24 protein-coding genes are annotated in these 26,008 nt (G+C 70.1%); 8 read left to right on the top strand and 16 right to left on the bottom strand.

All coding sequences use genetic code 11. The annotated features are described in order from the left end of the window. Nucleotides 1–42: 42 nt before the first annotated feature. Nucleotides 43–2,280 (bottom strand): HelD family protein, encoded by a 2,238-nt coding sequence (locus AC4PMY_RS13740; protein ID WP_491622993.1) that lies wholly within the window; start codon nt 2,278–2,280, stop codon nt 43–45. 180 nt (nt 2,281–2,460) lie between these two features. On the opposite strand from AC4PMY_RS13740, the gene AC4PMY_RS13735 reads away from it, so the two are divergent. Further along, nucleotides 2,461–2,973: a DUF4190 domain-containing protein gene (locus AC4PMY_RS13735; RefSeq protein ID WP_064296860.1), complete on the top strand. Its 513-nt coding sequence runs from the start codon at nt 2,461–2,463 to the stop codon at nt 2,971–2,973. 45 nt (nt 2,974–3,018) lie between these two features. Here AC4PMY_RS13735 and AC4PMY_RS13730 read toward each other — a convergent pair whose 3' ends face one another. Next, nucleotides 3,019–3,909 carry an alanyl-tRNA editing protein gene (locus AC4PMY_RS13730; protein ID WP_491622992.1) on the bottom strand — a complete coding sequence of 297 codons (891 nt, stop codon included), beginning with the start codon at nt 3,907–3,909 and terminating at the stop codon, nt 3,019–3,021. Between the two features lie 126 nt (nt 3,910–4,035). On the opposite strand from AC4PMY_RS13730, the gene AC4PMY_RS13725 reads away from it, so the two are divergent. Beyond that, nucleotides 4,036–4,410: a hypothetical protein gene (locus tag AC4PMY_RS13725; RefSeq protein WP_139205372.1), complete on the top strand. Its 375-nt coding sequence runs from the start codon at nt 4,036–4,038 to the stop codon at nt 4,408–4,410. Between the two features lie 98 nt (nt 4,411–4,508). Here the strand turns inward: AC4PMY_RS13725 and AC4PMY_RS13720 are convergent, their stop codons facing one another. From AC4PMY_RS13720 to AC4PMY_RS13690, 7 genes are all read right to left on the bottom strand, one after another. Continuing rightward, nucleotides 4,509–5,537, bottom strand: coding sequence for a YdcF family protein (locus AC4PMY_RS13720; RefSeq protein WP_491622991.1), 1,029 nt, complete (start codon nt 5,535–5,537; stop codon nt 4,509–4,511). A 73-nt stretch (nt 5,538–5,610) separates the two neighbouring features. Then, nucleotides 5,611–7,191 (bottom strand): cation:proton antiporter, encoded by a 1,581-nt coding sequence (locus AC4PMY_RS13715; RefSeq protein ID WP_491622990.1) that lies wholly within the window; start codon nt 7,189–7,191, stop codon nt 5,611–5,613. Between the two features lie 145 nt (nt 7,192–7,336). Then, nucleotides 7,337–7,507 (bottom strand): hypothetical protein, encoded by a 171-nt coding sequence (locus tag AC4PMY_RS13710; RefSeq protein WP_153303529.1) that lies wholly within the window; start codon nt 7,505–7,507, stop codon nt 7,337–7,339. A 571-nt stretch (nt 7,508–8,078) separates the two neighbouring features. Beyond that, the gene (locus AC4PMY_RS13705) at nt 8,079–8,918 is read right to left on the bottom strand and encodes a class II fructose-bisphosphate aldolase (protein ID WP_491622989.1); all 840 of its coding nucleotides are present in this window, start codon (nt 8,916–8,918) and stop codon (nt 8,079–8,081) included. Next, complete coding sequence (locus AC4PMY_RS13700) at nt 8,915–9,865, bottom strand: 1-phosphofructokinase family hexose kinase (protein WP_071260573.1); 951 nt, start codon at nt 9,863–9,865, stop codon at nt 8,915–8,917. The genes AC4PMY_RS13705 and AC4PMY_RS13700 overlap by 4 nt, the downstream gene beginning before the upstream one ends. Next, complete coding sequence (locus tag AC4PMY_RS13695) at nt 9,862–10,740, bottom strand: ROK family protein (RefSeq protein WP_491622988.1); 879 nt, start codon at nt 10,738–10,740, stop codon at nt 9,862–9,864. The genes AC4PMY_RS13700 and AC4PMY_RS13695 overlap by 4 nt, the downstream gene beginning before the upstream one ends. Beyond that, nucleotides 10,737–11,621 (bottom strand): SIS domain-containing protein, encoded by an 885-nt coding sequence (locus tag AC4PMY_RS13690; protein WP_071260570.1) that lies wholly within the window; start codon nt 11,619–11,621, stop codon nt 10,737–10,739. The genes AC4PMY_RS13695 and AC4PMY_RS13690 overlap by 4 nt, the downstream gene beginning before the upstream one ends. A 175-nt stretch (nt 11,622–11,796) precedes the next feature. Here AC4PMY_RS13690 and AC4PMY_RS13685 point away from each other — a divergent pair, with 175 nt between their 5' ends. The 5 genes from AC4PMY_RS13685 (at nt 11,797) to AC4PMY_RS13665 (ending at nt 17,283) form a co-directional block, all read left to right on the top strand. After that, a complete protein-coding gene (locus AC4PMY_RS13685) occupies nt 11,797–12,585 on the top strand; it encodes a DeoR/GlpR family DNA-binding transcription regulator (protein WP_064296851.1) in 789 nt (262 codons plus the stop codon). Between the two features lie 244 nt (nt 12,586–12,829). Then, nucleotides 12,830–14,062, top strand: a complete 1,233-nt coding sequence (locus AC4PMY_RS13680; protein ID WP_071260569.1) for a Gfo/Idh/MocA family protein — start codon at nt 12,830–12,832, stop codon at nt 14,060–14,062. Nucleotides 14,063–14,085: 23 nt separating this feature from the next. Next, nucleotides 14,086–15,420: an ABC transporter substrate-binding protein gene (locus AC4PMY_RS13675; protein ID WP_254628459.1), complete on the top strand. Its 1,335-nt coding sequence runs from the start codon at nt 14,086–14,088 to the stop codon at nt 15,418–15,420. After that, complete coding sequence (locus tag AC4PMY_RS13670) at nt 15,417–16,361, top strand: carbohydrate ABC transporter permease (protein ID WP_079003469.1); 945 nt, start codon at nt 15,417–15,419, stop codon at nt 16,359–16,361. The genes AC4PMY_RS13675 and AC4PMY_RS13670 overlap by 4 nt, the downstream gene beginning before the upstream one ends. Continuing rightward, nucleotides 16,354–17,283, top strand: coding sequence for a carbohydrate ABC transporter permease (locus AC4PMY_RS13665; protein WP_079003468.1), 930 nt, complete (start codon nt 16,354–16,356; stop codon nt 17,281–17,283). Before AC4PMY_RS13670 ends, AC4PMY_RS13665 begins: the two co-directional genes overlap by 8 nt. 49 nt (nt 17,284–17,332) lie before the next feature. Here AC4PMY_RS13665 and AC4PMY_RS13660 read toward each other — a convergent pair whose 3' ends face one another. From AC4PMY_RS13660 to AC4PMY_RS13630, 7 genes are all read right to left on the bottom strand, one after another. Next, nucleotides 17,333–18,532 carry an acyl-CoA dehydrogenase family protein gene (locus AC4PMY_RS13660; protein ID WP_121292327.1) on the bottom strand — a complete coding sequence of 400 codons (1,200 nt, stop codon included), beginning with the start codon at nt 18,530–18,532 and terminating at the stop codon, nt 17,333–17,335. Further along, the gene (locus AC4PMY_RS13655) at nt 18,529–19,710 is read right to left on the bottom strand and encodes an acyl-CoA dehydrogenase family protein (RefSeq protein WP_491622987.1); all 1,182 of its coding nucleotides are present in this window, start codon (nt 19,708–19,710) and stop codon (nt 18,529–18,531) included. The genes AC4PMY_RS13660 and AC4PMY_RS13655 overlap by 4 nt, the downstream gene beginning before the upstream one ends. Beyond that, nucleotides 19,707–20,372, bottom strand: coding sequence for a methionine ABC transporter permease (locus AC4PMY_RS13650; protein ID WP_079003465.1), 666 nt, complete (start codon nt 20,370–20,372; stop codon nt 19,707–19,709). The genes AC4PMY_RS13655 and AC4PMY_RS13650 overlap by 4 nt, the downstream gene beginning before the upstream one ends. Then, complete coding sequence (locus AC4PMY_RS13645; protein ID WP_491622986.1) at nt 20,365–21,549, bottom strand: methionine ABC transporter ATP-binding protein; 1,185 nt, start codon at nt 21,547–21,549, stop codon at nt 20,365–20,367. Before AC4PMY_RS13645 ends, AC4PMY_RS13650 begins: the two co-directional genes overlap by 8 nt. Before the next feature lie 100 nt (nt 21,550–21,649). Further along, a complete protein-coding gene (locus AC4PMY_RS13640; protein WP_079003463.1) occupies nt 21,650–22,630 on the bottom strand; it encodes a MetQ/NlpA family ABC transporter substrate-binding protein in 981 nt (326 codons plus the stop codon). A 220-nt stretch (nt 22,631–22,850) separates the two neighbouring features. After that, nucleotides 22,851–23,078, bottom strand: coding sequence for a hypothetical protein (locus AC4PMY_RS13635; RefSeq protein WP_491622985.1), 228 nt, complete (start codon nt 23,076–23,078; stop codon nt 22,851–22,853). Nucleotides 23,079–23,203: 125 nt separating this feature from the next. Beyond that, complete coding sequence (locus AC4PMY_RS13630; protein WP_491622984.1) at nt 23,204–24,475, bottom strand: coiled-coil domain-containing protein; 1,272 nt, start codon at nt 24,473–24,475, stop codon at nt 23,204–23,206. A gap of 142 nt (nt 24,476–24,617) precedes the next feature. Between AC4PMY_RS13630 and AC4PMY_RS13625 the strand changes: the two genes are divergently transcribed. Then, a complete protein-coding gene (locus AC4PMY_RS13625) occupies nt 24,618–26,000 on the top strand; it encodes an MFS transporter (protein ID WP_491622983.1) in 1,383 nt (460 codons plus the stop codon). Nucleotides 26,001–26,008 lie beyond the last annotated feature (8 nt).

The raw sequence follows: 26,008 nt of genomic DNA, 5'->3' as shown, positions 1-26,008 counted from the left end.
CTGGAGGGGTCCGGACGACGGTGCGTCGCCGGTTGCCGACGGTCAGCTCGACGAGTCGATGACCGTGAGCCGTTGGGTGGCGCGGGTGAGTGCGACGTACCGGAGTGACAGGGCCGCGTGGCCCGTCCCGCCCAGCGCGTCGGGCTGCACGAGGACGACGCTGTCGAACTCGAGGCCCTTGCTCTCGCGCGCGGTGCCGGTCCACACCCGGGCGCGATCGGCTCCGGCCTCGGCGAGGAGGGCGTCGATCTCCGCCAGGAGCGAGCGGGGAGCGATGACGCCCGCGATGCCGGGGTGTGCGGTGATCGCGTCGACGGCGGCGCGGACCGCCGTCGGGGCCAGCGCGGCGGGTTCGACCGTGAGCTGCACGGGCTCCTCCTCGCCGCGTCGGATCGACACGGGCGCCGGGGAGTCGGGGTCGAGTTCGAGCCGGACGGGATCGGCGAGCGCCATGATCTGCTCGGGCGTCCGGTAGTTGACGGTGAGCAGCTCCTCGGTCCAGCGCGGGAGTTGCGGGCCGAGCAGCTGCTGCCAGCTGGAGCGGGTGGCGGAGGTGCTCTGCTGGTTGATGTCGCCGACGAGCGTCATGGAGCGGTTGGGACCGCGTCGCAGGACGGCGCGCAGCAGCATGGGGGTGAGTTCCTGTGCCTCGTCGATGATGACGTGCCCGTAGACCCAGGTGCGGTCGCTCGCGGCGCGTTCGGCGGGGCTGCGGTCGTCCTCCACGGTCTGGCGGTCGGCGAGGTCCTGGGCGGAACGGAGGTAGTCGTCGTCCTGGGCCTCGTCGTCGATGCTGATGTCACCGATCATCTCGAGCACACTGCGCGCGTACTCGACGTCGTGACGGCGTTCGTAGGCGGCGCGGCGCTGCCGTTCCAGCTCGGGGCGCTGATCCTCGCCGATGAGCTCGGCGGCCTCGTCGACGAGGGCGATGTCGCCGGGCGTGAGCCGCGCGGCCCAGTCGACCTCACCCGCGCCGTCCGTTCCGGCGGCGGGTTGACGGAGCAGCAGGCGACGCTCCTCCTCGGTGTGGTCGGGAGCGACGCGAGCCAGCAGCTCGGGATCGGTGAAGAGGCGGTCGATGATCTCGGCCGGCTCGAGGATCGGCCACATCGTGTCGAGCAGCTCTTCGACCTCGGGCTCCTCGCTCAGCTCCTGTCGCCGCTCGTCGGCGTCCTCGCCCGTGCGGGGTTCGAAGCCGTCGCGCTTCGCCTCGAGCCCGATGAGGTGCGTCAGCACGGCGCGGTCGAACCGCAGCTTGGCCTCGTTGTGCGGGGTGCCCGATCGCTCGATCCCGGCCTTGATCCGGCGGAGGACGCCCGGCGTGACGCGGAGCGGGCCGTCGCCGGCGATGCGGATCGTGACCGGCTGGTCGAGCGGCACCTGGCGCTCGCGGACGGCCCGGGCGACGACGTCGGCCATGCGCAGCCGGCCCTTGAGCTCGGCGGCCTCGAGCGAGTCCTCGGCGTGCGCGTCGAGTCCGGGCACGAGGGTCGCCGGTGTGACGAGGACGACGGCGGTCTCGCCGAGTGACGGCAGCACACGGCTGATGTAGTCGAGGAACGTCGAGTTCGGCCCGACGATGAGCACGACGCTGCGCATGAGTCGCTCGCGGTGCTCGTAGAGCAGATAGGCGGCACGGTGGAGGGCGACGGCGGTCTTGCCGGTGCCCGGACCGCCCTGGACGAGGAGCGTGCCGGGGAGGGGCGCCCGGATGATCGCATCCTGTTCGGCCTGGATGGTGTCGACGATGTCCGCCATGTGCTTGGTCCGAGCGCGACCGAGGGCCGCCAGCAGCGCACCGGACTCGCCGATGCCGCTCGGCTCGTCGTCGCTGAGCATGGTCGTGTCGAGGACCTCGTCGTGCACCTCGGTGACGCGGCGACCGGCCGTGCCGATGCGGCGGCGCAGGCGGAGGCCTTCGGGGCGGAGTGGCGTCGCCGTGTAGAACGGGCGCGAGGCCGGTGCGCGCCAGTCCAACAAAAGCTGGTCGCCGCTCTCCGGGTCGCGGAGCCCGATGCGGCCGATGTGGTGCCGTTCGTCGGTCTCGCGTTCGAGGAGGCCGAAGAGGAGTCCGTAGCTGGACGAACGCAGCTCGACCATCCGCTGGCGGTGGTGGGCGACCAGGGCGTCGCGTTCCGAGAAGCTCGAGTCGTCGTCGCCGTCGAAGGCGCGGAGGGCGAGTTCGGAGCGCCGTTCCTCGAGGTCCGACTGCGACCGGATGACGTCGTGCAGCCGATCGAGATGGTCCTGTTCCTCGGCGATCGCGTCGTTCTGCACGGTGCTCCTTCTGGGTGTGGCGCGGTCCGTGTTCCGGGTTCCCTGCGAGGACCGCACGAATACGGTAGTCGCTTTCCGGGCCCCTCATCGCCCTTGAGCGTGAGCTCTCAGAGAGCTGGAGGCTGCCGTCGGGGCGCGGATTCGGGTACCGAGTGCGTGCTCGTCGATAGGCTGACGGGCATGAGCACACCGGACGGATCGAAGCCGCAGCCCTCGGCGCCGCAGCAGGCACACTCGCAGCAGTCGGTTCCGCCGCATCCGTACCCGCAACAGCAGCTCCAGCCGCAGCAGTACGGGGTGCAGCCGTACGCCCAGCAGGCGCCCTACCCGCCGCAGCAGCCCTACCCGCCCCAGTACGGCATGCAGGCGTACGCGCAGCCGTATACGCCCGTGTACCCCGCGCCCTACCCGTACCCGGCGTCGCCGCCGAAGGGGCTCAGCATCTCCAGCATGGTCATCGGCCTGGTGTCGTTGTTCTTCGGGTTCACCTTCGTGCTCCCGGTCGTCGGATTCGTCCTCGGGCTCATGGGGCTCCGCCGCGAGCCCGCCGGTCGGGCGATGGCCATCACGGGCGTCGTGCTCAACGGACTGTTCCTGCTCGTCTGGGCGGCGCTCGTGCTGCTCTGGGTGTTCGTCATCGGCGGGCTGCTCGCCGGCGTCGGCAGTGCGGCCTCCACGGGCATCGCCGCCTGACCGCCGGTCAGTCGTCTGACCGCCGGTCAGTCGCTCGGCCGCCGGTCAGCCGGCCGGGACGACCGTGCTGACCATCGACAGCACCACGGCGCCGTCGACCTCTTCGCGTTCCAGCCAGACGGCGATCGTCGAGAACTCGCCCAACGACGCCACGTGGGTGCCGCCGCAGGCGATGACCGCCGGGCCGCCCGGCAGCTCGCAGTGCCAGCTGCGCCGATTGGTGAGCAGCTCGCCCTCGCGATCGATCCGGACGGCGGCGCCGCTGTCCAGCCAGCCGTCGAGCGTGTTCCTGATGCGTGACCCGAGTGCGTCGAGGTCGTCGAGGGCGGCCGGGTCGAACCCCTTCCGTCGGAGCGACTTGCCGATGCGGTAACGGTCGGTCGACGCGTTCGGAGCGATCCGCGACGACTCGCAGGCGAGCGCGTCGAAATCCGGGGCTCCGAGGGCATCGGGGACGACCTCCTTGCGCCAGGCGTCGGCGAGCGCGGCGTTCAAGGCGAGTGATGCCAGGTGGCACCCGGTGTGCCCGGCGGAGAGTGCGTGTCGGGTGGACGCGTCCACCTCGATGCGGGCCGTCGCGCCCTCGACGGCGCTGCGTGCCGCTTCGATGGAGACCAGGTGGGCGACGAGGAAGGCCCACCCCTCGGTGCCCTTCTTCACGGGGATGTCGGCGCCGAGGTACAGCCGGGTGCCGTCGCTCGCGGCGACGACGCAGTCGGTCACGGCGACCTCCACGGCGCTGGTGCCCTCACCGAAGGTGATGGTCGCCGAGTCGGCGGGCTGGTCGGGCCACGCGGCGTCGACGGGGTGGCAGGCCGTCTCGTCGAGCACGACGGCGAGGTGGTCGCCGACGGGTTCGACGTGCAGCGCCGTGCCCGTCGAGACGAGGGCTCCGGAGGGATAGGTGACGCGCGTGTCCGTGACGGGGAGGCTCATGTCCCCACGCTATCGCGACCGGCCCGGACGCCCGTCGGCGGCTGTCAACCCCGGGAGACCGTGGAGGATCACGTCGTAGAGTCCGAGGACACGGAGCGCGACGCGTTCCGCGGAGAGGAGTGCATCATGACGGATCAGCAGGACCAGCGTTCAGGCGACGACCTCGCGACCGGTGCGGCCGGAGCGGACCAGGAAGCCTGGGAGGGTGCCGACATCGACACCGCAGAGCTCGTGAGCTCCGACCAGACGACCGCCGGACCGGGCTCGGACGGGTCGAGCCAGACCGTCGACGGCACCGGCTCGGAGGACGCGGCTCCCGACGAGGAGCAGGCGACCGAGGAGGCCGTCGAGACCCCGGAGCCCTCGACCGAACTCGACGCACCGCTCGCCGAGGGCGAGGGTGGCGACGCCGACGGTTCGGCCGACCACCAGCCCGACTCCGGGCCGGCCTCCGAGGCCACCGACGACGCCCGCGAGGTCTACGACACCGCACCCGACTGAGTCGGACACCACACGACCGACGGGCCGTCCTCCGATCCATTCGGACGACGGCCCGTCGCGCGTTGCGGGCGTCGTCGGCCTCGGGCTGGGAGGGCGGCTCAGATCGGTAGGAGCGACCAGACCACCGCGAGGGCGATCAGGGCCGCGACGCCGGCGATCGCCAGCGCATTGAGCAGGCGGTGCTCGACCATGATGGCGACGTACTCGCGGAGGAACGCGCTCGGCACGTAGTAGGCGGCCGTCGGGGAGCCGATCACCTGGGCCTCGCTCCCGATCGAACGTGCAAGGAGGGCCGCGCGGAGGACGTGGTAGTTGTTCGTCACCACGATCGTCTCGCCGTCCCGTCCGACCGACTGCTGCAGGTCGCGGGAGAGCAACAGGTTCTCGCGCGTGTTCGTGGACGCGGTCTCGGGCAGCACGTCGGACGGGTCCGCGCCGTTCGCGACGAGGTACTCGGCCATGGCGGTGCCCTCCGGGCGGGGTTCGTCGTCGCCCTGTCCGCCGGACGGGATCAGGAGCGGCCGCGTCGCCCCAGGTGACGTGGCCCGGTAGATGCGGAGCGCCAGGTCCAGGCGACTGCGCAGCAACGGCGGGACCTCACCGTGGATGAGGCCGGACCCGAGGACGATGAGGGCGTCGGGCGTCCGCGTGTGCCGATAGCGGCTGTAGACGAGTGAGTACACGCCGAAGGCCGCGAACGTCGCCGCCGCGTAGAAGCAGGCGAACCCGAGCAGGAGGCCCAGCGCGACGAGGACGATCGTCAGCCACGAGGGCAGGGACTGCGGGTGCGCTCCGAGGACCAGCAGCACGGCCAGCACGGGCAGGACGAGGATCGCGACCCCGGCGAACAGCGAGAGCAGGTTGCCCAGGCTGCGTCCTTCGAGCCGGAGCATCGTGATGCCGTTGCCGATGAGGAGGACCCCGAGCACACCCACCAGTAGGACTGTGCCGAACGCGGCGAGGAGCACGGTGAACGGTGTCGTGCGGGACGCCTCCGAGAGCAGCGCAACCAGCCCGCAGGCGATCGCGGAGACCAGGAAGACCCCGTTGCGCAGGCGGCGGGCGTCGCTGCGTCGACTCACGACGTAGAGCACCGCGAAGACGGCGGCCGGGAACAACATGATCATGCGCCCATCCTGCCCGACCGATCGTTGTGCGCGGGCCTGGTGGACGGGGCGTGCGAGCGGACCGGTCGGGGTGCTATGACCGCGGCGGCTTCGGCGTCATCGCCTTGAGCGTCGCCTCCTCGGCGTCGATCGCGGCCAGAACAGCCGCGACCGCCGGTTCCTGGTAGCGGCCCTCGGCGCGCGCCGAGAGGAGTGCCTCGCGTTCCGCCGCGATCATCTGGCGGCGGAGTCGGGCGAACGCGACCGTCCGGAGCTCCGAGCCGTCACCGGTGTACTGCTCGAGGGCGTTGGCCACGAAGCTCGCATTGGTCCGCAGACGGTTCAGCACCTGTTCCTCGTCCGCCTCGGTCGTCAGCTCGTCGAGGCGGTCCAGGCCGGCCGTCTGGACCTCCGCCATGAGCATCAGTTGCTCGACGCGCTCCTGGCTGTGGTTCGGCGGCGGGAGGTGCAGCGCGCGGATGATCCGGGGGAGCGCGAGCCCCGAGAGGAGTGTGCCGACCACGACGACGAACGCCAGGAACTGCAGGAACTCGCGCGACGGGGTGTCCTCGGGCAGCAGGAACACCGCCGCCAGGGTCACCACGCCACGGACGCCGGCGGCGGAGACGGCGATCCCGTTGCCCCAGGACCAGCTCCGCTCACGGAGCCGTCTGGGTCCGAGCCGGTAGATCGCCGTGACCGTCATCTCCCACACGAATCGCGAGACGATGAGCGCCGCGAGGACCCCGATGCTGATGAACACGGTCGGCCAGAGCCCCGGACCGGTCTGGATCGCCCCCTCGAGGATGCCGGCCAGGTTGAGCCCGATGAACAGGAAGACGGCGTTCTCGAGCAGGAACTGGATGGTGCGCCAGTTGAGGGACTCGGCGATGCGCGCCTCGGCCGACTGCACGATGGGCGCCCGGTAGCCGAGCAGCAGTCCGGCGGTGACGACCGCGAGCACACCCGAACCGTGGATCGCCTGCGCCAGGAGGAACGCGAGGAACGGGGTGATGAGGGAGAGACAGGTGTCGAGGACCGGGGCGCGCAGGCGTCGGCGGACCTCGGACAGCACCCAACCGACCGCGAGACCGACACCGACGCCGGCGACGACCTCGGTGACGAACTCGCCGGCGATCATGACCGGGTTGACGACGCTCGTGATGGCGAGGATCGAGGCGTTGAGTGCCACGAGAGCGGTGGCGTCGTTGAGCAGACTCTCACCCTCGAGGATCGTCAGCACACGGCGGGGGAGCCCGAGTCGTCCGGCGATCGCGCTCACGGCGACGGCGTCGGTCGGCGCGATGACCGCTGCGAACGCGAACGCCGCTGCGAGGGTGATCGACGGGATGAGGAGCCAGCTGGCGAACCCGACCGACACGACGGTGAACGCGACCGCACCCACCGAGAGCAGGATGATGCCGTCGTTACGGGCCCGGATGTCGATGAGGGAGATCCGGATCGCCGATGCGAACAGGAGCGGCGGCAACAGGCCGTAGAGGATCAGGTCGGGTTCGATCTCGACGGTCGGGACGGCGGGGATGAACGACGCGACGCCGCCGACGAGCACCAGGGCCACCGGGGCGGAGACGCCCGCTCGGCCGGACAGGCCCGACACGATGACGGTGACGACGACGAACACGACGATCCACGAGATGAGCGCGACGGGATCCATGTGGGGATTCTCCCACCTGGGAGGCCGTGGTCGTCCGTACGATCGTCCGAACTCCGGACCGGCCGTGAGCGGCGCCGGTCCCGAACGCACGACGCCCCCGCACGGTCAAGCCGTGCGGGGGCGTCGGTTGGAACGGTGAGGCGGCTCAGCCGCGGCGGTTGGCCGCGCTGCTGGAACCGCGCTGCTCCGCGCCGGTCTCGCGGGTGCGGAGACCGAAGCGGTAGGTGAGCTTCTCGGTGGAGTGACCGCGGCCGTGGACGGCGGTGCCCGCGGAACGGTTGGAGGACGCTGGGGTCCGAGTCTGGGTGATGGACATGGTGGTTCTCGATTCTGGTGTTGCGGATGATGGATGGGCCGGTTCCAGAAGGGGAATGCGATGACGATCGGTGCTGGTCGCATGGATGGAGCGACGAGACCGTCCGGAATGCAGCTGCGCCGAGATTCGGCTGCGCTGGTCGGCTGGGGCCGTCCGGTGGATCGTTCTTCGCCGTTCTGGAGGGCGGCTGGTGGTGACGTGTCGGGAGCATCGGCGTATCCGTGGAGGTGTGGACTCTGCACACGGAAGCCGGTTGTGACATCGGCACTCGAGGAACGAACGTACGCGACCAAGCTGAGAAAAACCTGGGAAGAACGGGCTTCAATGCTTGCGCGGGTCGATGCCCGAGGTCAGACCCGAGCATCGACCGGCGGTGTCGCAGAGCTTCGGGCCACCGCACCTAGGGGAGGGGTGGCCGTATCTCCCGCGCACCCGAAGGGATATCGGGCTCGGGAGGCCGGAGGGTGATCGCGGGGGACGATCGGTTACCGGTGGAGGCGCTGGAAGAACTCCAACGCAATATATATTAACAGCTCAGCGTTGCGTGTTGCTGTGGGATTCCTGGGAGTGCTCAGTCGGTGGCGAGGAGGCGCAGGATCCGCGCCGTCTCGGTCGCGACCGCGCTGCGACCGGCCCGGACGTAGGCGCGGGGGTCGACGAGCTTCGGTTGCTCGTCGAGGACGTCGCGCACCGCCCGGGTGAACAATCCGTTGAGGTGCGTCGAGAGGTTGATCTTCGTCATCCCGGAACGCACCGCCGCGCGGAGTTCGTCGTCGGGGAGTCCGGAGGAGCCGTGCAACACGAGCGGAACGGGCACCTCGCTGCGGAGCTGCGCGATCAGCGCGTGGTCGACGGCGGCCTCCCGGCTCGTCATCGCGTGCGAGGTGCCGACGGCGACGGCCAGCGCGTCGACGCCGGTCGCTGCGACGAACGCGACGGCCTCTGCAGGCACCGTGCGCGCGCCCGGAGCGTGGACGCCGTCCTTCCCGCCGACCTCGCCGAGCTCCGCTTCGACGGCCACGCCGCGAGCGTGGCAGAAGTCCACGATCTCCTTCGTCGCGCGGACGTTCTCGTCGTACGGCAGGGTCGAGGCGTCGAACATCACGCTGTCGACGCCGAGATCGACGCCCTCGTGCACGAGCTCGGCCGACTCCACGTGGTCGAGGTGGACGAGGACCGGGACCGTCGCTGCACGGGCGATGGCCAGCGAGGCGAGCGTGATGGGCGCGAGCGACCCGTGGTACCGCACGCAGTTCTCGCTGATCTGCAGGATGACCGGCAGCCCGGCCTCCTCGGCGCCGGCGACGATCGCCTCCGCGTGCTCGAGGAGGACGACGTTGCACGCCGCGATGCCGGCGTTCGAGTCCGAGGCGTTGGCGAGGAGCGCGGTGAAGTCGAGGGCGGTGGTCATTCGGTTGCTCCAATGGGGTCGGATGCGGCGGGTGCGTCGATGAATCGGTGGAAGGCGGCGAGGTCGATCGCGCCGGCGATCGGTTCGAGCACGGCCGCCGCACCTGCAGCCGCCGCTGAGCGGAGTGCCTCGGGAAGTGTGGCTCCCGCGCGGAGTGCTGCGACCAGGCCGGCCGTTGCGGCATCGCCGGCGCCGGTCGGGTTGCCGCTGACGCCGGGGACGGCCGGGACCTCGTGGGCGCCATCGGCGTCGCCGGCGGTGAGGCCGTCGGCACCGCGGGAGATGACGACCGCGCGGGCGCCGAGTGCGAGGAGTGCCGCGCGAGCCGATGCGAGGTCGGCCGCGCCCGTCGCCTCGAGGGCCTCGTCGAGGTTGGGTTTGAGGATCGTCGCACCGGCGCGTGCCGCGGCGAGGAGCGCCGTGCCGCTGACGTCGACGATCACGGGGACGCCGGCGTCGTGCCCGGTTCGGACGAGGGCTTCGACGACGCTGTCGGGCGTGGCCGGCGGGAGCGAGCCCGAGATGACGAGTGCGCTCGCGTCCTGCAGTGAGCGCCTGAGCTCGGTCGTCAGGGCGGCCCACTCCTCGGGCGTCACCGTCGGTCCGGCCTCGGCGTAGAGGGTCGGATGCTGGATGCCGTCGACGACCGCGACCGTCGAGCGTGTCTCGGCGCGGAGCTCCACGACCCGGGCGGGGAGGTCGTCGGCCGCGAGGGCGTCCCCGAGCCAGGTGCCGGAGGCGCCGCCGAGCGGCAGCACCTGCAGGGTCGGGACGTCGAGTGACTCGAGGACGCGAGCGACGTTCACGCCCTTCCCACCGGCACGCCGCACGACGGACTGGACGCGTTGCGTGACCCCGAGCTGCTGCTCGGCGACCGCGTAGGTGATGTCGACGGCCGGGTTCGGCGTCACGACCACGACGCGACGCGGTGCGGGGGTGGTCGTCATCGCGCCGTCACCAGTCGGCGGGCGAGGATCCCCGCACCGACCGTTGCCGCCTCGTCGCCGTGACGAGCGGGCAGGAGCTGCGGGACGCAGACGACGTCGAGCCGCTCGCGGAGTCCGTGCTCGAGCGGCTCGAAGAGGGCGGCTCCGGCCAGGGCGAGCCCACCGCCGATCACGATGGCGGTGGGTGCGGCGACGACGGTGATGCCGGCGAGGGCCTCGGCGAGTGCATCGACGGCGTCGTTCCAGATGGCGCTGGCGGCGGCGTCACCGCTGGCGACCGCGTCGGCGACGGTCTTCGCGTCGCGGGCACCCGCACGACGTGCGATGCCGCCCGCTGAGGCGAGTTCCTCGACCCGGAGTCCGCGGTGCGGGCCGTCCTGGATCACGCGCTGGCCGATCTCGCCGGCCCAGCCGCCGCCGGCGAAGGGGACGCCGTCGATGACGAGCGCCGAGGCCAGGCCGGTTCCGACCGGTACGAACGCGATCGTGCCCGTGACGTCGGCTGCAGCGCCCGAGACCGCTTCCGCCAGCGCCCCGGCGCGGACGTCCTGCCCGAAGGCGAGCGGGACGTCGAGTGCGGGACGGAGGAGCTCGGGGAAGGCGAGGTCGCGCCAACCGAGGTTGACCGCGTGGATGCAGACGCCGTGCTCATCGTCGACGACGCCGGGCACGACCACCCCGACGGCCGCTGGGGCCGCGACGCGGCTCGCGGCGGTGACGAGTCCGAGGACGATGTCGCGAGTCAGGACGCCTGAGGTGTCGCCCGAGGGCGTCGCTTCGCGCCAGCGCCCGAGGACCGTGCCGTCGGCATCCGTCAGTGCGGCTTTGATCCCGGTCCCGCCGACGTCGATGCCGAGGACCGCCCGCTCGGTCACGGCGTCAGGATGACGGAGCGCGTGAGCGAACGGGGGTGGTCGGCGTCGAGGCCGCGGGCCTCGGCCAACGCGACCGCGAAGCGCTGCGCGACGACGAGCCCGGCGATGGGGTCGAGGTCGTGCTGCACGAAGGTCGCTCCGGTGGCCGCGACGTCCTCCGGCAGGCCGGCGGGCGTCGGTCCGAGGGACCACACGAGTCGGCCGGGCTGCGCGATCGCGATGGGGCCGTGGCGGTAGTCCATGGCGGGGTAGGACTCCGCCCAGAACTGTGCCGCCTCCCGGGTCTTGAGCGCGGCCTCGAAGGTGAGGCCCACAGCGTGCCCGAGTCCGATGAAGGACACCTGGTCGGCGCCGAGGTACTCGTCGATCGGGATCTGCAGCGCCCGCTCGGCTTCCGCGGCGAGTGCCTCGACGTCGTGTCCGAGCGAGCCGCGGAGGAGCGCGAGCGTCGTCGTGGCGAAGCGGGTCTGGACCACCGAACGCTCGTCGGCGAAGGGGAGGGCGATCACGTGTGCCGCCGGAACGGTCGCGGGGGAGTCGTCGACCGCGGTGATGAGGACGGTGGTGACCGAGTCGCCCACCGCTTCCAGCAGGTGCACGATCTCCGTGGTCGTGCCGGAGCGTGAGATGGCGACGATGCGGTCGTAGTCGCGGACGCCGGGGAACTCCGAGCCGGCGAACGCGTCCGTGACACCGAGCCCCGCCTGCTCGCGCAACACGGCGTAGCTCATCGCGATGAACCAGCTGGTGCCGCACCCGACCACCGCGACCCGCTCTCCCGGCTGCGGCAGCACGGCGACGGCCTCCGGCACGAGGGCGGCAGCGGTGCGCCAGGATTCGGGCTGCGACGCCAGTTCGGCGGCGACGAAGGTCTCGGGCATGACGTGCCTTTCACGTGAGGGGACGCGATCGCAGCGTGGCGATGCGTTGCCGCAACCATACCGGATCGAATCTGATCGATACCAGTGCAAATCGTCAGAATCAATCAGGCCGGCGCTGGCTGAGCGCCCATATGATGGTCACAGTACGCCCGACCCGACCGGAAAAGCAGGACAGATGACGCAGCAACAGCGACTCAACGCCCTGCTCGAGCTCGTGAGCGAACGCGGCAATGTGACGATCGCGGAGATCGGCGAAGCGCTCGGCATCTCCGCGGCCACCGCCCGTCGCGACCTGACGGCGCTCGCCGAGCAGCGACTCGTCACGCGGACCCACGGCGGTGCCGCCGCCCTCGGCACCGGCTACGAGCTGCCGCTGCAGTACAAGATCGCCCGCCAGGCGGACGCCAAGATGGCCATCGCGAAGGCCACGGCCGCCTTGATCAACGTCGGCGACGCCGTCGGACTGAACGGCGGCACCACCACGAGCGAGGTCGCGCGGGTGATCGGGCGGAGCGAGCACCTCGTCCGTTCGGACGGCGACGCCTCGGTCACGATCGTGACGAACGCGCTCAACATCGCCTTCGAACTGTCCGTGCGCTCGCACGTGAAGATCGTCGTGACGGGAGGCGTCGCACGACGCCAGTCCTACGAACTCGTGGGCTCGCTCGTCGCGGGGGCGCTCGCCGAGATCGCTCTCGACGTCGCGATCCTGGGCGTCGACGGCTTGAGCGCGCAGTTCGGCGCCACCACCCTCCACGAGGGTGAGGCCTCGGTGAGCCAGGAGTTCGTCAAGGTCGCGAAGCGGGTCATCGTGGTCGCCGACAGCACCAAGATGACGAAGGCGACCTTTGCCCGCATCTGCCCACTCGACCGCATCGACGTGCTCGTCACCGACCAGCCGGTGGATCCGGCGTTCGCCGACGCCCTGGCCGCGGCCGGCGTCGAGCTCATCATCGCCGCCTGAGTCCTCCGCTCCCGGTCACTGAGCCACCCCGCTCCTGGCCACTGAGCCGCCCCCTCCCGGTCACTGAACCGCCCCCTCCCGGTCACTGAGCCTGTCGAAGTGCGCTCCCCATGTTTCGGCGCGGTAAAACCTCTCCACATCAGCCACCCCGTGCTTGCGCCAGCGCTGTGATCGCCTATTGTCATTTCATGATCGTTTTGGCATCATATGAATCAACTTCACGCAAGGAAGCGGATGTGATCGAGTGAGCACTGCACCAGCCACCACCCCCGAAGGCCTCCGGGTCGCCGTCATCGGCACCGGCCAGCGGGCCTACATCGCCGAACACGTCGCCACGAGCCCCACGTCCGCCTCGGTCGTCGCGGCGGTCGACACCACCGAGATCGGTCGCGGTCGGGCACGGCAGCTGTTCGGCGACGACATCGAGGTCCTCGACTCCCACGAGGCGCTCATCGCGCGGGGCGGTGTCGACGCGGCGATCGTGACGACGCCCGACTGGACCCACAAGGAGATCGCGGTCGACCTGCTGCGCGCCGGCATCGCGGTCTATCTGGAGAAGCCACTCGCGATCACGCTCGACGACGCAGACGCGGTCCTCCAGGCCGCCTACGAGTCGCGGACGCCGCTCTACGTCGGGCACAACTTCCGGCATGCCGCCGTCGTCCGGCTCATGCACGAGGTCATCGAGCGCGGCGAGATCGGCGCGGTCAAGTCCGTCTGGGTCCGCCACTTCGTCGGCAACGGCGGCGACTACTACTTCAAGGACTGGCACGCCGACCGCTCGCGCGTGAACTCCCTGCTCCTGCAGAAGGCGAGCCACGACATCGACGTCGTCCACTTCCTCGCCGGCGCGTACACGCAGCGCGTCGTCGCGATGGGCGACCTCGCGGTCTACGGCGACATCGACGACCACGAGGACCGCAGCGGCCAGACCATGGCCGACTGGTTCTCCTACGACAACTGGCCGCCCGAGGCGCAGCGCGGTCTGAACCCCGTGGTCGACGTCGAGGACGTCTCGATGATGCTCATGACCCTCGAGCACGGGATCACCGCCAGCTACGAGCAGTGCCACTTCACCCCCGACTACTGGCGGAACTACACCGTCATCGGGACGCACGGCAGGCTCGAGAACATCGGCGACACCGCCGGTGGCACCGTCAAGGTCTGGAACCGTCGTCGTACCTGGAGCACCGAGGGCGACGTGGAGTACCCGATCGCGGGCGTCGAGGAGGGCCATGCCGACGCCGACCTCGACACGATGAACGAGTTCCTCGCCTTCGTCGCCGAGGGCACCCCCACCACGCTGTCGCCGGTCGCCGCGCGACAGGCCGTCGCCGCCGGAGCCCTCGCCGCTCACTCCCTCCGCAACGGTTCGATCCCGCTCGACGTCCCGCCGCTCGACCCCGCACTCGTCGAGTACTTCTCCTCCCTCACCGCCCGCACCGCACCGCACTCCCTCGACGCCGCCACCCGGTAGCGCACCTCGAAAGGACTCCAGTCATGCCTTCGCCGTTCATGAACCGCAACACCGCATCCGGCGGTCGCGCCCGCCGCCGCGCCGTCCTCAGCGGCATCGGCCTCCTCGCCGCCGCCGCGCTCACCGCCGGCTGCAGCACCGGTGGCGGGGGCGCCACCGGTGGCGAGTACGCCGCCGCCCCGAAGGACCTCAAGGCCGAGATCACCTACGGCGTCTGGGACCAGGCCCAGGTCGAGGCGATCGACGCCAACATCGAGGCCTTCAACAAGGTCTACCCCGACATCACGGTCAACGTGAACGTCACACCCTGGGCCTCGTACTGGTCGAAGCTCCAGACGCAGGCCTCGAGCGACACCCTGCCCGACCTCTTCTGGTTGAACGGGCCGAACTTCCAGGTCTACGCGGCGAACGGCAAGATCGAGCCCATCACCGGGGCCGTGAAGGCCGGCGACATCGACCCGAAGAACTACCCGGAGGCCCTGAACGAGCTGTACTCGCTGGACGACACCCAGTACGGCGTGCCGAAGGACTTCGACACGATCGGTGTCTGGGTCAACACGGCGCTCTTCGAGCAGGCCGGCGTCGCGCTGCCCGCCGACGGCTGGACCTGGGACGACTTCGACACCGCCGCGCAGGAGATCTCGACGAAGCTGAAGGACCAGGGCGTCTATGGTGCCGCCGGCGGCATGGACGGCCAGACCACCTACTACAACACGATCCTGCAGGCCGGTGGCGAGGTCATCAACGCCGACCAGACCGAGTCCGAGTACGACAGCCCCGAGGCCCAGGAAGGGCTCCAGTTCTGGACGGACCTCATCGCGGACGGCTCTTCGCCCAGCATCCAGCAGCTGACGGACACGCCGGCCGACCAGTGGTTCACCTCCGGCAAGCTCGCCATGTACTGGGGCGGCAGCTGGCTGCGTCCACTCGTCGGTGAGTCCGACGTCGCCGCCACCGCCCAGGCCTTCCCGCTGCCGACCGGCAAGGAGCAGGCGACGGTCATCCACGGTGTCTCCAACGTCGTCGCGTCGGCGAGCAAGAACAAGCAGGCTGCACAGGCCCTGCAGGTCTTCCTGGCGAGCGAGGAGGCCCAGCAGCAGCAGGGCGACCTCGGCGCCGTCATCCCCGCCTACACCGGTACGCAGCAGTCGTTCGTCGACTCCTACCCGACGATGAACCTGCAGGTCTTCCTCGACGCTCTCGACTACGCCAAGCCGCTGCCGGTGTCGGAGAACACCGCCGCCTGGAACGCCCTCGAGGTCGAGCTCCTGCCCGACGCGTTCAGCGGTGACAAGCCGGTCGCCGACGTGGCGAAGGATCTCGCCGAGCAGATGAACGCCGCGCTGGCCAAGAAGTGACCGGTCAGACCGTGCTGCGCACCCCGTCGGCGCCACGCTCCTCGCGGAGCGTGGCCCGGCGGGGTGCCGCCCGCGGCGACGGCGCCTGGCCGTGGGTCTTCGTCCTCCCGCTCCTCACCGGCATCGGCGTCTTCTTCATCTGGCCGATGATCCAGACCGCCTACTACTCGTTCACCGAGTGGGGCGTCTTCGGCGGAACGACGTTCACGGGCGTCGAGAACTACGTCCGGTTGTTCGCCGACCCGCGGCTCTACGCCTCCCTCGGCAACACGCTGATCTACACGGCGGTGGTGCTCCTCGGCATCCCGATCGCCGTCTACCTCGCGAGCCTGTTGAACCTCCCCGGCCTGCGGTTCGCGAGCTTCTACCGGGTGCTCTTCTTCCTGCCGTACGTCGCGATGCCGACCGCCGTGGCCATCGTCTGGCGCATCATCTTCAACGGTGATTTCGGCATCCTCAACTACACGCTGTCGCTCGTCGGTGTCGACGGCCCCTACTGGATCAGCACGCCGGGCACCGCGATGTTCGCCGTCGCGATCGTCGGTCTCTGGTCGTCGCTCGGCTTCTCGATGATCATCCTGGCGTCCGGACTCAAGAACATCGCGCCGGAGCTCTACGAGGCGGCCGAGCTCGACGGCGCCACCCGGTGGCGGCAGTTCCGTTCGATCACGGTGCCGCTGCTCACCCCGAGCATCTTCTTCGTCACGATCATCACGGTGATCTCGAGCTTCCAGCTCTTCGACCTGCTGTACGCGATCCTCGGCAGCACCAACCCGGTGCTCCCGAAGAGCATGTCGCTCGTCTACTTCTTCTACGACCAGGGCTTCGTCCAGAACGACAAGGGCTACGCGGCGGCGATCGCGATCGTGATCTTCCTGATCATCGGACTCGTCACGCTCCTGCAGTTCCGGCTCCAGAAACGATGGGTGAACAATGACTGAGCAACTCACCGCCACAGCACCGCTCACCACCCGTGCCGTCACCGTTCCGGGATCGGGTCGTCCGTCCGCCGCGTCCGCGCGACGCCGCGAGGTCGGTCGGCCCGGCCAGCGGCGCGGGTCGCACGTCGTCGCCCATATCGTGCTCGGCGTCGGTGGCCTCATCATGGCGTTCCCGTTCATCTGGCAGATCATCATGTCGCTGTCGACGAACGCGGAGGTGCAGAGCGTGGTCCCCACGTTCTGGCCGGCCGAACTGCAGTGGCAGAACTACGCCGCGGTGTTCGAGCGTCTTCCGTTCCTCGATCAGCTGCGCACGTCGATCGTCATCACGGTGATCAGGACGCTCGCGCAGATCGTCCTCTGCACGATGGCGGGGTACGCGTTCGCACGGATGCGGTTCCGCGGACGCGCGGTGCTGCTCGCCGTGACGCTGTCGATCCTCATGGTGCCGTCGCAGGCGTACCTCATCTCGCAGTACCAGATCGTGCAGGGCTTCGGGTGGCTGAACACCACGCTCGGCATCGTCGCACCCGGCCTGTTCAGCGCGTTCGGAACCTTCCTCATGCGGACGGCGTTCCTGAACCTGCCGACGGAGCTCGAGGAGGCGGCGCGGATCGACGGCGCCGGACCCTTCCAGATCTTCTGGAAGATCATGCTGCCGCTCGCCAAGCCCAGCATCAGCGTCCTCGCCATCACGACCGTGCTGTGGTCGTGGAACGAACTGCTCTGGCCGCTCGTGGTGTCCACGTACGCCAACTCCATGCCGCTCGCCGCCGGTCTCGCGACGCTCTCGAGCGACAAGACGACGGACTACCCGGTGATGATGGCGGCGTCGATCCTCGCGATGGCGCCCGTGCTCATCCTGTTCATCGTCCTCCAGCGCCGGGTGATCGACGGGCTGGCGTTCTCCGGGCTGAAGTAGCACTTCGCCCCGGTCTCTGAGCCTGTCGAAGGGCGTGACCGGTGGGGCGTCAGGCCTCGCCGGTGCTCCACCAGGAGGCGATCGGTGTCCCGTTCACGACGTGGTCGCCGATCGCCCTCGCCTTGAAGCGGGACGGGTTGTGCGAGGCGATCGTACGGGCGTTCCGCCAGTGCCGGTCGAGCGCCCGGTGCGTCTCGACGGCACTCGCACCGCCGACGTCGAACAGGGCGGTCGCAGCGTCGAGCACGGCGGGCAGGATCACCAGCTGCGCGCGCGCCGTCGCGAGTTCGACGTCGGCGATCCGTTCCTGGACGAGATCCGGGTCGGCTCCGAGGATCGCCGCGCTCGAACGACCGAGTGCAGTCGTCGCGGCGGCCAGTGCGGCATCGGCGGCGAACGACTTCGCCGACAGCTCGCCGACGACCTCCTGCACGATCGGGTCAGCTTGGGCGGTCGCGGCCGCGCCGTGACTGTAGGTCCTGGTCCGAGTCCGGACGAACGCGCCGGCGTCGTCGACGATCGCGCGGCCGATGCCCGTCACCGCCGCGAGCAGGACCAGCTGTACGAACGCGCCGCCATGCGAGGGGCGCTCCGGCTCGCGCCGGGTCACCGTCGACGGTTCGACGGGGACCTCGGTGAAGACGGTGGTGCCGCTACCCGTCAGTCGCTGGCCGAACCCGGTCCAGTCGTCGATCCGATCGACACCCGCGGCGTCCGTCTCCACGAGCACCGAGACGAACTCGCCGTCCTGCTCAGCGGCGACCCCGACGAGGTCGGCGAACAGCGTCCCCGTGCTGTAGAACTTGGTTCCGTTCAGTCGGAGACCGCCCGGCGTCTCGGTGAGCCGGGTGGCGAGCGAGCCCACCTTCGCGGCCGACCGCTCGTGGCTCGCGTTGCCGACGATGGCTCCGTCGGCCAGTCGGGCCAGACGCGCCTCACGGTCCGCCGACGACGGCGTGTGCAGGGTGCGGTCGATGTAGGAGAAGTGGGAGCGGAACAGCTGCGCGAGGTTCGGGTCGCGCCTGGCCAGCTCGGCGAGGAGCTCGAACAGCTCCCCGTGCGTGGCGTCCTCGCCGCCGTACCGTCGCGGCAGCGTCACGCGGGTGAAGCCCGCCGCTCGGAGCGCCTCCACCTCGGCATACGGCAGCCGGCGCTCTCGCTCCCGTGCGACGGCGTCCCGCCCGAGCTCGTCGAAGAGCGGCGCGAAGCGCTGCGCCAGGTCGCGGTCGACCGTCGCCGTCTCGCTCATGCCCGCTCTCCATCCGCCGGAACGGGCTCGGTCTCGGGCCGCGCCCCCGGAGCCTGCCACTCGGGCAGGGTGCCGTTGAGTTCGAACTGCCCGAGCGCCGCCGACCGCTGGACGGCGGGATTGTGGGAGGCAATCGTCCGGACGTTCCGCCAGTGCCGGTCCAGCGCGGTCGACCGGCCGACAGCGGAGGCACCCCCGACCTCGAACAGGCGGCTGAGCGCGTCGAGGACGAGCGGGAGGACGACCTGCTGGACGCGGAAGACCTCCAGGAGCGCCGAACGCGCGGTGTCGGGATCGGTGGCCGGCCCGTCCAGGGTCCGAGCGGACGCGAGGACGAGCGCGCGTGCCGTGTGCACGACGCCGCTCAGCTGGCCCACGATCGACTGCACGAGCGGATCCTCGCGTGGCAAGTGCTCGCCCGCGTGGCCGACGGTCCGTCGCCTGGCGCGCACGTAGTCGACGGTGTCCTCGAGGGCGCGTTGCGCGATGCCGGCGACGACACCGAGCAGGATGAGCTGTTGGAGTGCGCCCGTCCGGTGCCACGCCGCCGCGTCGCCGCTGTGGACGACGAGGTCGCGCTGGTCCACCGGTACCCGGTCGAAGGTGGTCGTCCCGCTCCCGGTCAACGGCTGTCCGAAGCCGTCCCAGTCGTCCACCGAGCGGGTTCCCGGATCGTGCGCGGACACGGTCACCGCGACGCGGTCGGTTCCGTCGAGCGCGGACAGGTAGATCCAATCGGCGTAGATGCTGCCGGTCGTGTAGTACTTCGTGCCGGTCACCGTGAGCGACTCGCCGTCGCGGTCGAGGACGGTCTCGAGGTGGGCGGTCGCGTGCCGCTCCGACTGCGCGTTCCCGACCAGGTCGCCGGCGTTCAGCCGGGCGAACCAGTGCTCCCGATAGGTGTGGTCGGGGGAGGCGAGCAGCGCCTCGACGAACAGGATGTGCCCTCGCCAGACGTGCCCGAGGCTCGAGTCGGCCGCCGAGAGGTCGATGAGCCGCTCGAAGAGCTGCTCGAGGGTGAGTCCGCCACCCCCGGATGTGATGGGGACCCTGGCTGCTGCGAAGCCCAGGTGCTTCAGTTCGGCGACCTCGTCGAACAGGAGGCGCCGGTCGGTCTCGCGCGCTATGGCGCCGCCGCGGATGGCGGAGAGGAAGGAGTCGAAGTCGTCGGCGCTCATCGGTGCAGCACCCGCTTCGCCAGTACGTTGCCGAGCAACTGGGCGAGCTGCACGAGCAGGACGAGCGTGACGACCACGAGTCCGACGACGATCCAGTCGAACCGCTGGTAGCCGTAGGTCATGGCGAGGTCACCGAGGCCGCCGCCGCCGAGCACCCCGGCCACGGCCGTCGCATCGACGAGAGCGACGAGGATGTACGTCAGGCCGAGGATGAGCGGGCCGAGCGCTTCGGGCACGACGATCGTGAACAGCACCCGCACGGGGCTCGCACCCATGGCCGCGCCGGCCTCGATGGCGCCCGGTGAGACGGCGACGAGGTTCGACTCGGAGACGCGCCCGATGGCGACGCTCGCGACGAGGATGAGCGGGATCGTCGCCGGAAGCGGTCCGAGGCCGGTGCCGAACACGAGCCGTGTGAGCGGGATGAGCGCGATCGCGACGATGAGGAACGGTACCGGTCGGATGACGTTGATGATGACGTTCAGGACGCCGAACACGACGCGGTTCTGCAGGAGGTTGCCGGGCCGGCTCGCGTAGAGCAGGAGGCCCAGCAGGATCCCGATGACCGTCGCGACGGCGAAGGACACGGAGACCATGAGGCCGGTCTCCCCGATGGCCTTGAGGAGACGCGGGAAGAACGCGTCGGGATCGAAGTCACGCATGGGTGTGCTCCTTCAGGGTGTCGGGGTCCTCGGCGAGCGGTTCATACCCTTCGACAGGCTCAGGGACCGGTGTGGGTTCAGGGGCCGGTGCAGGTTCAGGGACCGGTGTGGGTTCAGGGACCGGTGTGGGTTCAGGGACCGGCGAGGTCGACGCCGGATCGATCGCGGTGACCGTCGCCGTGGCGCGGAGCCCCGCGATGGCGGCGTCCACGCGGTCGTCCGGTCCGAGCAGCTCGACCGTGAGACTGCCGAACAGTCGCCCCTGCAGTTCGTCGACGCCGCCGAACACGACGTTGAAGTCGATGTCGTTGTCGCGGGCGACCCGCGAGAGGAACGGGTGGTTGGTGTCGCGGTCCTCGACGTGCAGCTGGACGAGGCGCCCGTGGTGCACGGCTCGGATCTTCGCGAGCACCTCCTCGGAGGGGATGTGGTGGAGCACCGACGAGACGAAGCGTCGCGCTGTCGCGGTGCGTGGCGCCGAGAACACCTCGTACACGCTGCCCTGCTCCACCACCTCGCCGTCCTCCATGACGGCGACCCGATCGGCGAGTTCGCGGATGACGTCGATCTCGTGGGTGACGAGCAGGATCGTGACGCCGTACTCCTCGTTCACCCGCCGAAGGAGTTCGAGGACCTCGCCGGTCGTCTGCGGGTCGAGGGCGCTGGTGGCCTCGTCGGAGATGAGGATCTCCGGGCGGGTGGCGAGGGCGCGGGCGATGCCGACCCGCTGCTTCTGCCCACCGGAGAGCTGCGACGGGTAGGCGAGCGCCTTGTCGCTCAGCCCGACGAACGCGAGCAGTTCTTCGACGCGGTCGAGGATCTCGGCGTCCGGCACCTTCGCGAGTTTGAGCGGGTAGGCGATGTTCTTGTAGACGGTCCGAGATTCCAGGAGGTTGAACTGCTGGAAGATCATGCCGGTCCGTTGACGCGCGGCGTACAGCGCCTGCCCGGCGAGCGCGGAGATCTCGAGGCCCTCGACGACCACCCGCCCGCTCGTCGGCCGCTCGAGGGCGTTGACGGTGCGCAGGAGCGTCGACTTCCCGGCGCCGGAGTACCCGACGATGCCGAAGATCTCGCCCCGGTCGACCGTCAGGTCGACGTTCCGCAGCGCCTCGAAGGCGCGGCCCTTCACCTCGAACGTCTTGCTGACGTCCTCGAAGACGATTGCTGTGTTCATCACCTGCTCCTCTCGCGGGAGGGCCGTCCGGGAGACCCCGGACGGCCACTGCGTGGTGGCGGCCGGTCATCGCGGGAGGCGATGATCGGCCGCCGTCGTCCTACTCGGCTTCGGCTTGGAGTTCGGCGAGCTTGTCGCGGAGGTCCTTCACCGGAACCTTCACGAGGATCGAGTTGCCGGCGAACTCGTCGTCGAGCGCCTCGGCGACGCGCGGGTCGGCGTAGGTGTCCTCGAGGATCTTCCAGGCCGGGTTGTCCTTGTCCTCGTCGCGGGTGGCGATGACGTTGACGTAGGGCAGGTTCTTCTCGGAGAGCGAGTCGTCGAGGAAGAGCGCGTCGTCCTTCGTGATGCCCTGGCTCGGGTCGAAGTAGGAGGTCCCGACGACGACGGCCGCGAGCGACGGGTCGTCGAACTGCTGCGGGATGCTCGTCGCCGGCAGCGGCACGAACTGGAGGTTCTTGTCGTTCGCGGTGACGTCCTCGACCGTCGGGAAGTTCCCCGCGTCCGCTGCGATCTCGATGAGTCCGGCCGCAGCCAGGATGTTCAGGGCACGACCGCCGTTGGACGGGTCGTCCGGGATCGCGATGCGCGCACCGTCGGCGAGGTCCTCGACGTCGGTGAGCGTCTTCGAGAAGATCCCCCACTGCGTGATGACGGTCGAGAACACCGGCGTCAGGTCGGCGTCGTTCTCCGCGTTGAAGGCCGAGAGGTAGAGGATGTGCTGGAAGGCGTTCGCGTCGACGGTGCCGGCGACGAGTTCGGTGTTGGGCAGGACCCAGTCCTTCACGTTCACCCACTCGACGTCGAGGCCCTTCTCGGCGGCGACCTCCTTGACGGCGTCCTGGAACTGCGTGTCCTCGGACACCGCGATCTTCACGCTGAGGCGCTCGGCGGGTGCGCCGGAACCGGTCGCCGCGTCGGCGGTCCCGTTCTGGCCACCGACGACGACCGAGACGACGACGGCGATCGCGGCGACGGCGACGACCGCGACACCGCCGATCAGCAGGTTTCGGCGCTTCCGCTTGCCGGAGGCGATCGACGCCCGCAATTCGCTCGGTTCTGGTCCCGTGTGCTCACTCATGATGGTCCTCGGCTCTGTCTGTGGGTGCACTGGTGCGTGCACGGAGCCAGTCTCCACAGGCAGGCGGAGTGACGCCCGTTGCGTTACCGCGGACCGTCACCGTTCGAGATGAAACGTAAACGCGCAGCACGGACGGGCGATCGTCCCTACACTGCGGCGCTCCGCACCTCCGGTCCCTGGACGCGCCTCTTCCGGTCCCTGAGCTTGTCGAAGGGTGGGGTCAGGCGGGGTGGATGAAGTTGCTGCGGCGGCGGGCGAGGCGACGGCCCGCGAGCTGATCGAAGATCGGGCAGTCGACCGAGGCGAGTGCTGACCCCTGGTCGGTCGCCGTTCCGGCCGAGCGCTGCTCCTCGGAGCCGGTACCCGCCGTCCCGGAATCGAACCCGTGGGTGAGCGTTGTGAAGATCGGGGACGGGGAGAGCGGCTGGCGCGCGGACGAGCTGGGCACGGGGTCCTCTCGGGGGAGTCGACGGCGAGGGCTGCGCGATGCACGGTCGATAGCATGCGGCAGCGGAACTCATATTCTAGAACATGAATTCTGAGTACCGGCCTCGCATCGTCGGAGGCCGAGGGTCACCCGACGTCGTATCGCGCCAGCGCGTCCGCGTCCTGGGCGATCCGAGAGGCCCGACGGGCGGCGTCGAGCGCCTCGACCGGATCGTCGACCGCTGCCGCCTCCGCGAGTGCGAGCTGCCGCTGTGCCTCGGCGAGGCGGGTCCTCGCGTCGGCACCGACCCTGCCTCGGTGCGCGGAGATCACGTCGACGGCGACGCGGATGTTGCTGTCCGCGGTGAACAGCGCCCCGCGCATCGCCTCGCGTGCGTTGTCGAGACGTTGCTGCGTGCTCCGGGCGGTCGCGAGCGCTGCGTCGAGGTCGATGTCGGCTGCACGAACCACCTCGAGACGTCGCATCGGATCGGGCAGGACGCGGTCGCCGTCCGGGGACGTGGTCGACTCCGCCTCCAGAAGTGCGCGGTTCGCCCGCTCGACGGCGGTCGCGATGACGGCGGCCGTCTCCGCGCGTTCCACCGTCGCACCCAACGCCTCCGCTTCGGCGATCACCGTGCGGAGCTCACGCCCCGCTGCGGCGAGTTCGGTCTCCGCCGCGGCGATGCCCGCGAGCGAACGCTCGACGGCGTCCAACCGGTCCTCCGCCTGCTGCAGCTCGCGCCCCAGGGCGTGCAGTGCCGCGGCGGCCGGCCGGCCGGTGTCGATCCGATCCTTCGTCGTCGCCGCATCGTCGGTCGCCTGGTCGACCGTGTCCTGCGCGGTCCGGCGAAGTACCCGGGCGTCCTCGACGGCGCTCGCCGCATAGCGCTCGGCCGCGGAGGCGATCGCGAGGCCGGTGGTGGTGAGTCGTTCGCGCGCGCGGTCGATGCGTCGCTCGAGCTGGTCGAGGAGGTCGGGGGCCGAGCGCTCCGCTCCACGGCGTTCGTCGAAGCCGCGCAGCCGGGCGCTCAGCGTGCGTTCGACGTCCTCGCAGACGCTGATGATCCGCTCGTTCCAGGCGCGGCGCTGCGTCTCCGTGTCGGCGATCTCGTCCTCGAGCGACTGACGGAGCCGGAACGCCTCCCCGAGCGCCGAGCGCGCCGAGGCGACGTCGGCGGCATACCCGCGGGCGGCTTCACGTCCGAACTCCGCTTCGGCGAATCCGACCTCGTCCTCGGCCTCGCGGACGGCGTCGTCGGTGCGGACGAGGGCGATGCCCGCCCGGCGGTGGAGGTCGTCGATGGAGGCGACGGGGGTCTTCGGATGGCGCCGCCGCAGCAGGGTGACGAGCAACCAGACGATGATGCCGACGCCGCCGAACACGATGAGCGAGGGGAGCCACCACAGGTCGTCCATGGGCTCCAGTCTATGAACGCGGAACGGGCGTCGGCTGGGAAGGACGTGGCGTCGGGCGTCGGTCGTCGACGGTGTTCCGACGCCTGTCGAGCTTCCTCGGGATCGCGCTCGACACGTCGGTCCGCGGGGCTACCCTGAACCCATGACCCGCCAGCAGCGCCTCGTGCTCACGATCGCGATCCTCTCCTCGTTCGTGGCGTTCCTCGACGGCTCGGTCGTGAACGTCGCGCTCCCTGCGATGACCGAGGAACTCGGCGGTGGGCTCATCGTGCAGCAGTGGGTGGTCGACGCCTACCTGATCACCCTCGGGTCGCTCATCCTGCTCGCTGGCTCGCTCTCCGACGCGTTCGGGCGCATCCGCATCCTCCGCATCGGGCTCATCGGCTTCGGTGTCACCTCGATCCTGTGCGCGGTCGCACCGACCGCCGAGGTGCTCATCATCGCGCGGCTGCTGCAGGGTGGTGCCGCCGCGTTGCTCGTCCCGAGCTCGCTCGCCATCATCATCTCGACCTTCAGCGGCGTCGCGCAGGGCAAGGCGATCGGCACCTGGACGGCGTGGACGGGAGCCGCGGGCATCACCGGCCCGCTGCTCGGCGGCGTGCTCGTCGACACGCTGTCCTGGCGCCTCATCTTCGCCATCAACATCGTCCCGATCCTCGTGACCCTGTGGCTCATGATGCGCACCGATCGCGTACCCGAGCCGGAGCACCGTCCCCGCATCGACGTGGTCGGCGCGGTGCTCGGCGCCGTCGGGCTCGGCGGCCCTGTCTTCGCGCTCATCGAGCAGGAGCGCTACAGCTGGTCGAGCCCGATGCTGCTCGTGCCGCTCATCGGCGGGGTCGTGTCGTTCGTCGCATTCCTCTGGTGGGAGCGCCGCCACCCCGACCCGATGCTGCCGCTGTCGCTCTTCCGCGTGCGGAACTTCGGCTACGGCAACATCGCGACCGTCTTCATCTACGGTGCCCTCTCGCTCGGCTTCTTCGCCATCGCGGTCTTCATCCAGCAGACGGCGGGCTTCAGTGCCACGCTGGCGGGCATCGCGACGCTGCCGCCGACGCTCGTCATGCTCGCGTTGTCGTCGTGGTTCGGCAAGCTGGCCGGCAAGCACGGACCGCGGCTGTTCATGACGGTCGGACCGATCATCGCCGGCGCCGGCTTCCTCCTGATGATGGGTGCGCAGCAGGATCTGAACTATTGGGTGCAGCTGTTCCCGGGCATCCTGCTCGTCGGTCTCGGCCTCGCGATCACGGTCGCGCCGCTCACCGCGGGCATCCTCGGATCGATCGACCCGGCCCATGCGGGCATCGGATCGGCGGTCAACAACGCGGTGTCGCGCGTCGCGGGCCTCGTGTCGATCGCCCTGGTCGGCATCATCGCCGGTGGCGCGCTCGGCGTCGACGGGTTCCCGCGGGTGGTCCTGGCGACCGCCGTGTTCATGTTCGTCGGAGGCGTGGTGTCGTTCGTCGGCATCCGGAACCCGCGGACCGCGACCGCACCGGAGACGACGACCTCGTCGCAGGCCTGACGACCTCG

This window comes from Plantibacter sp. MDV22-iso1, assembly GCF_058408345.1.
The sequence above is the reverse complement of the archived record's forward strand: the minus strand, read 5'-3'. Positions and strand labels throughout refer to the sequence as shown.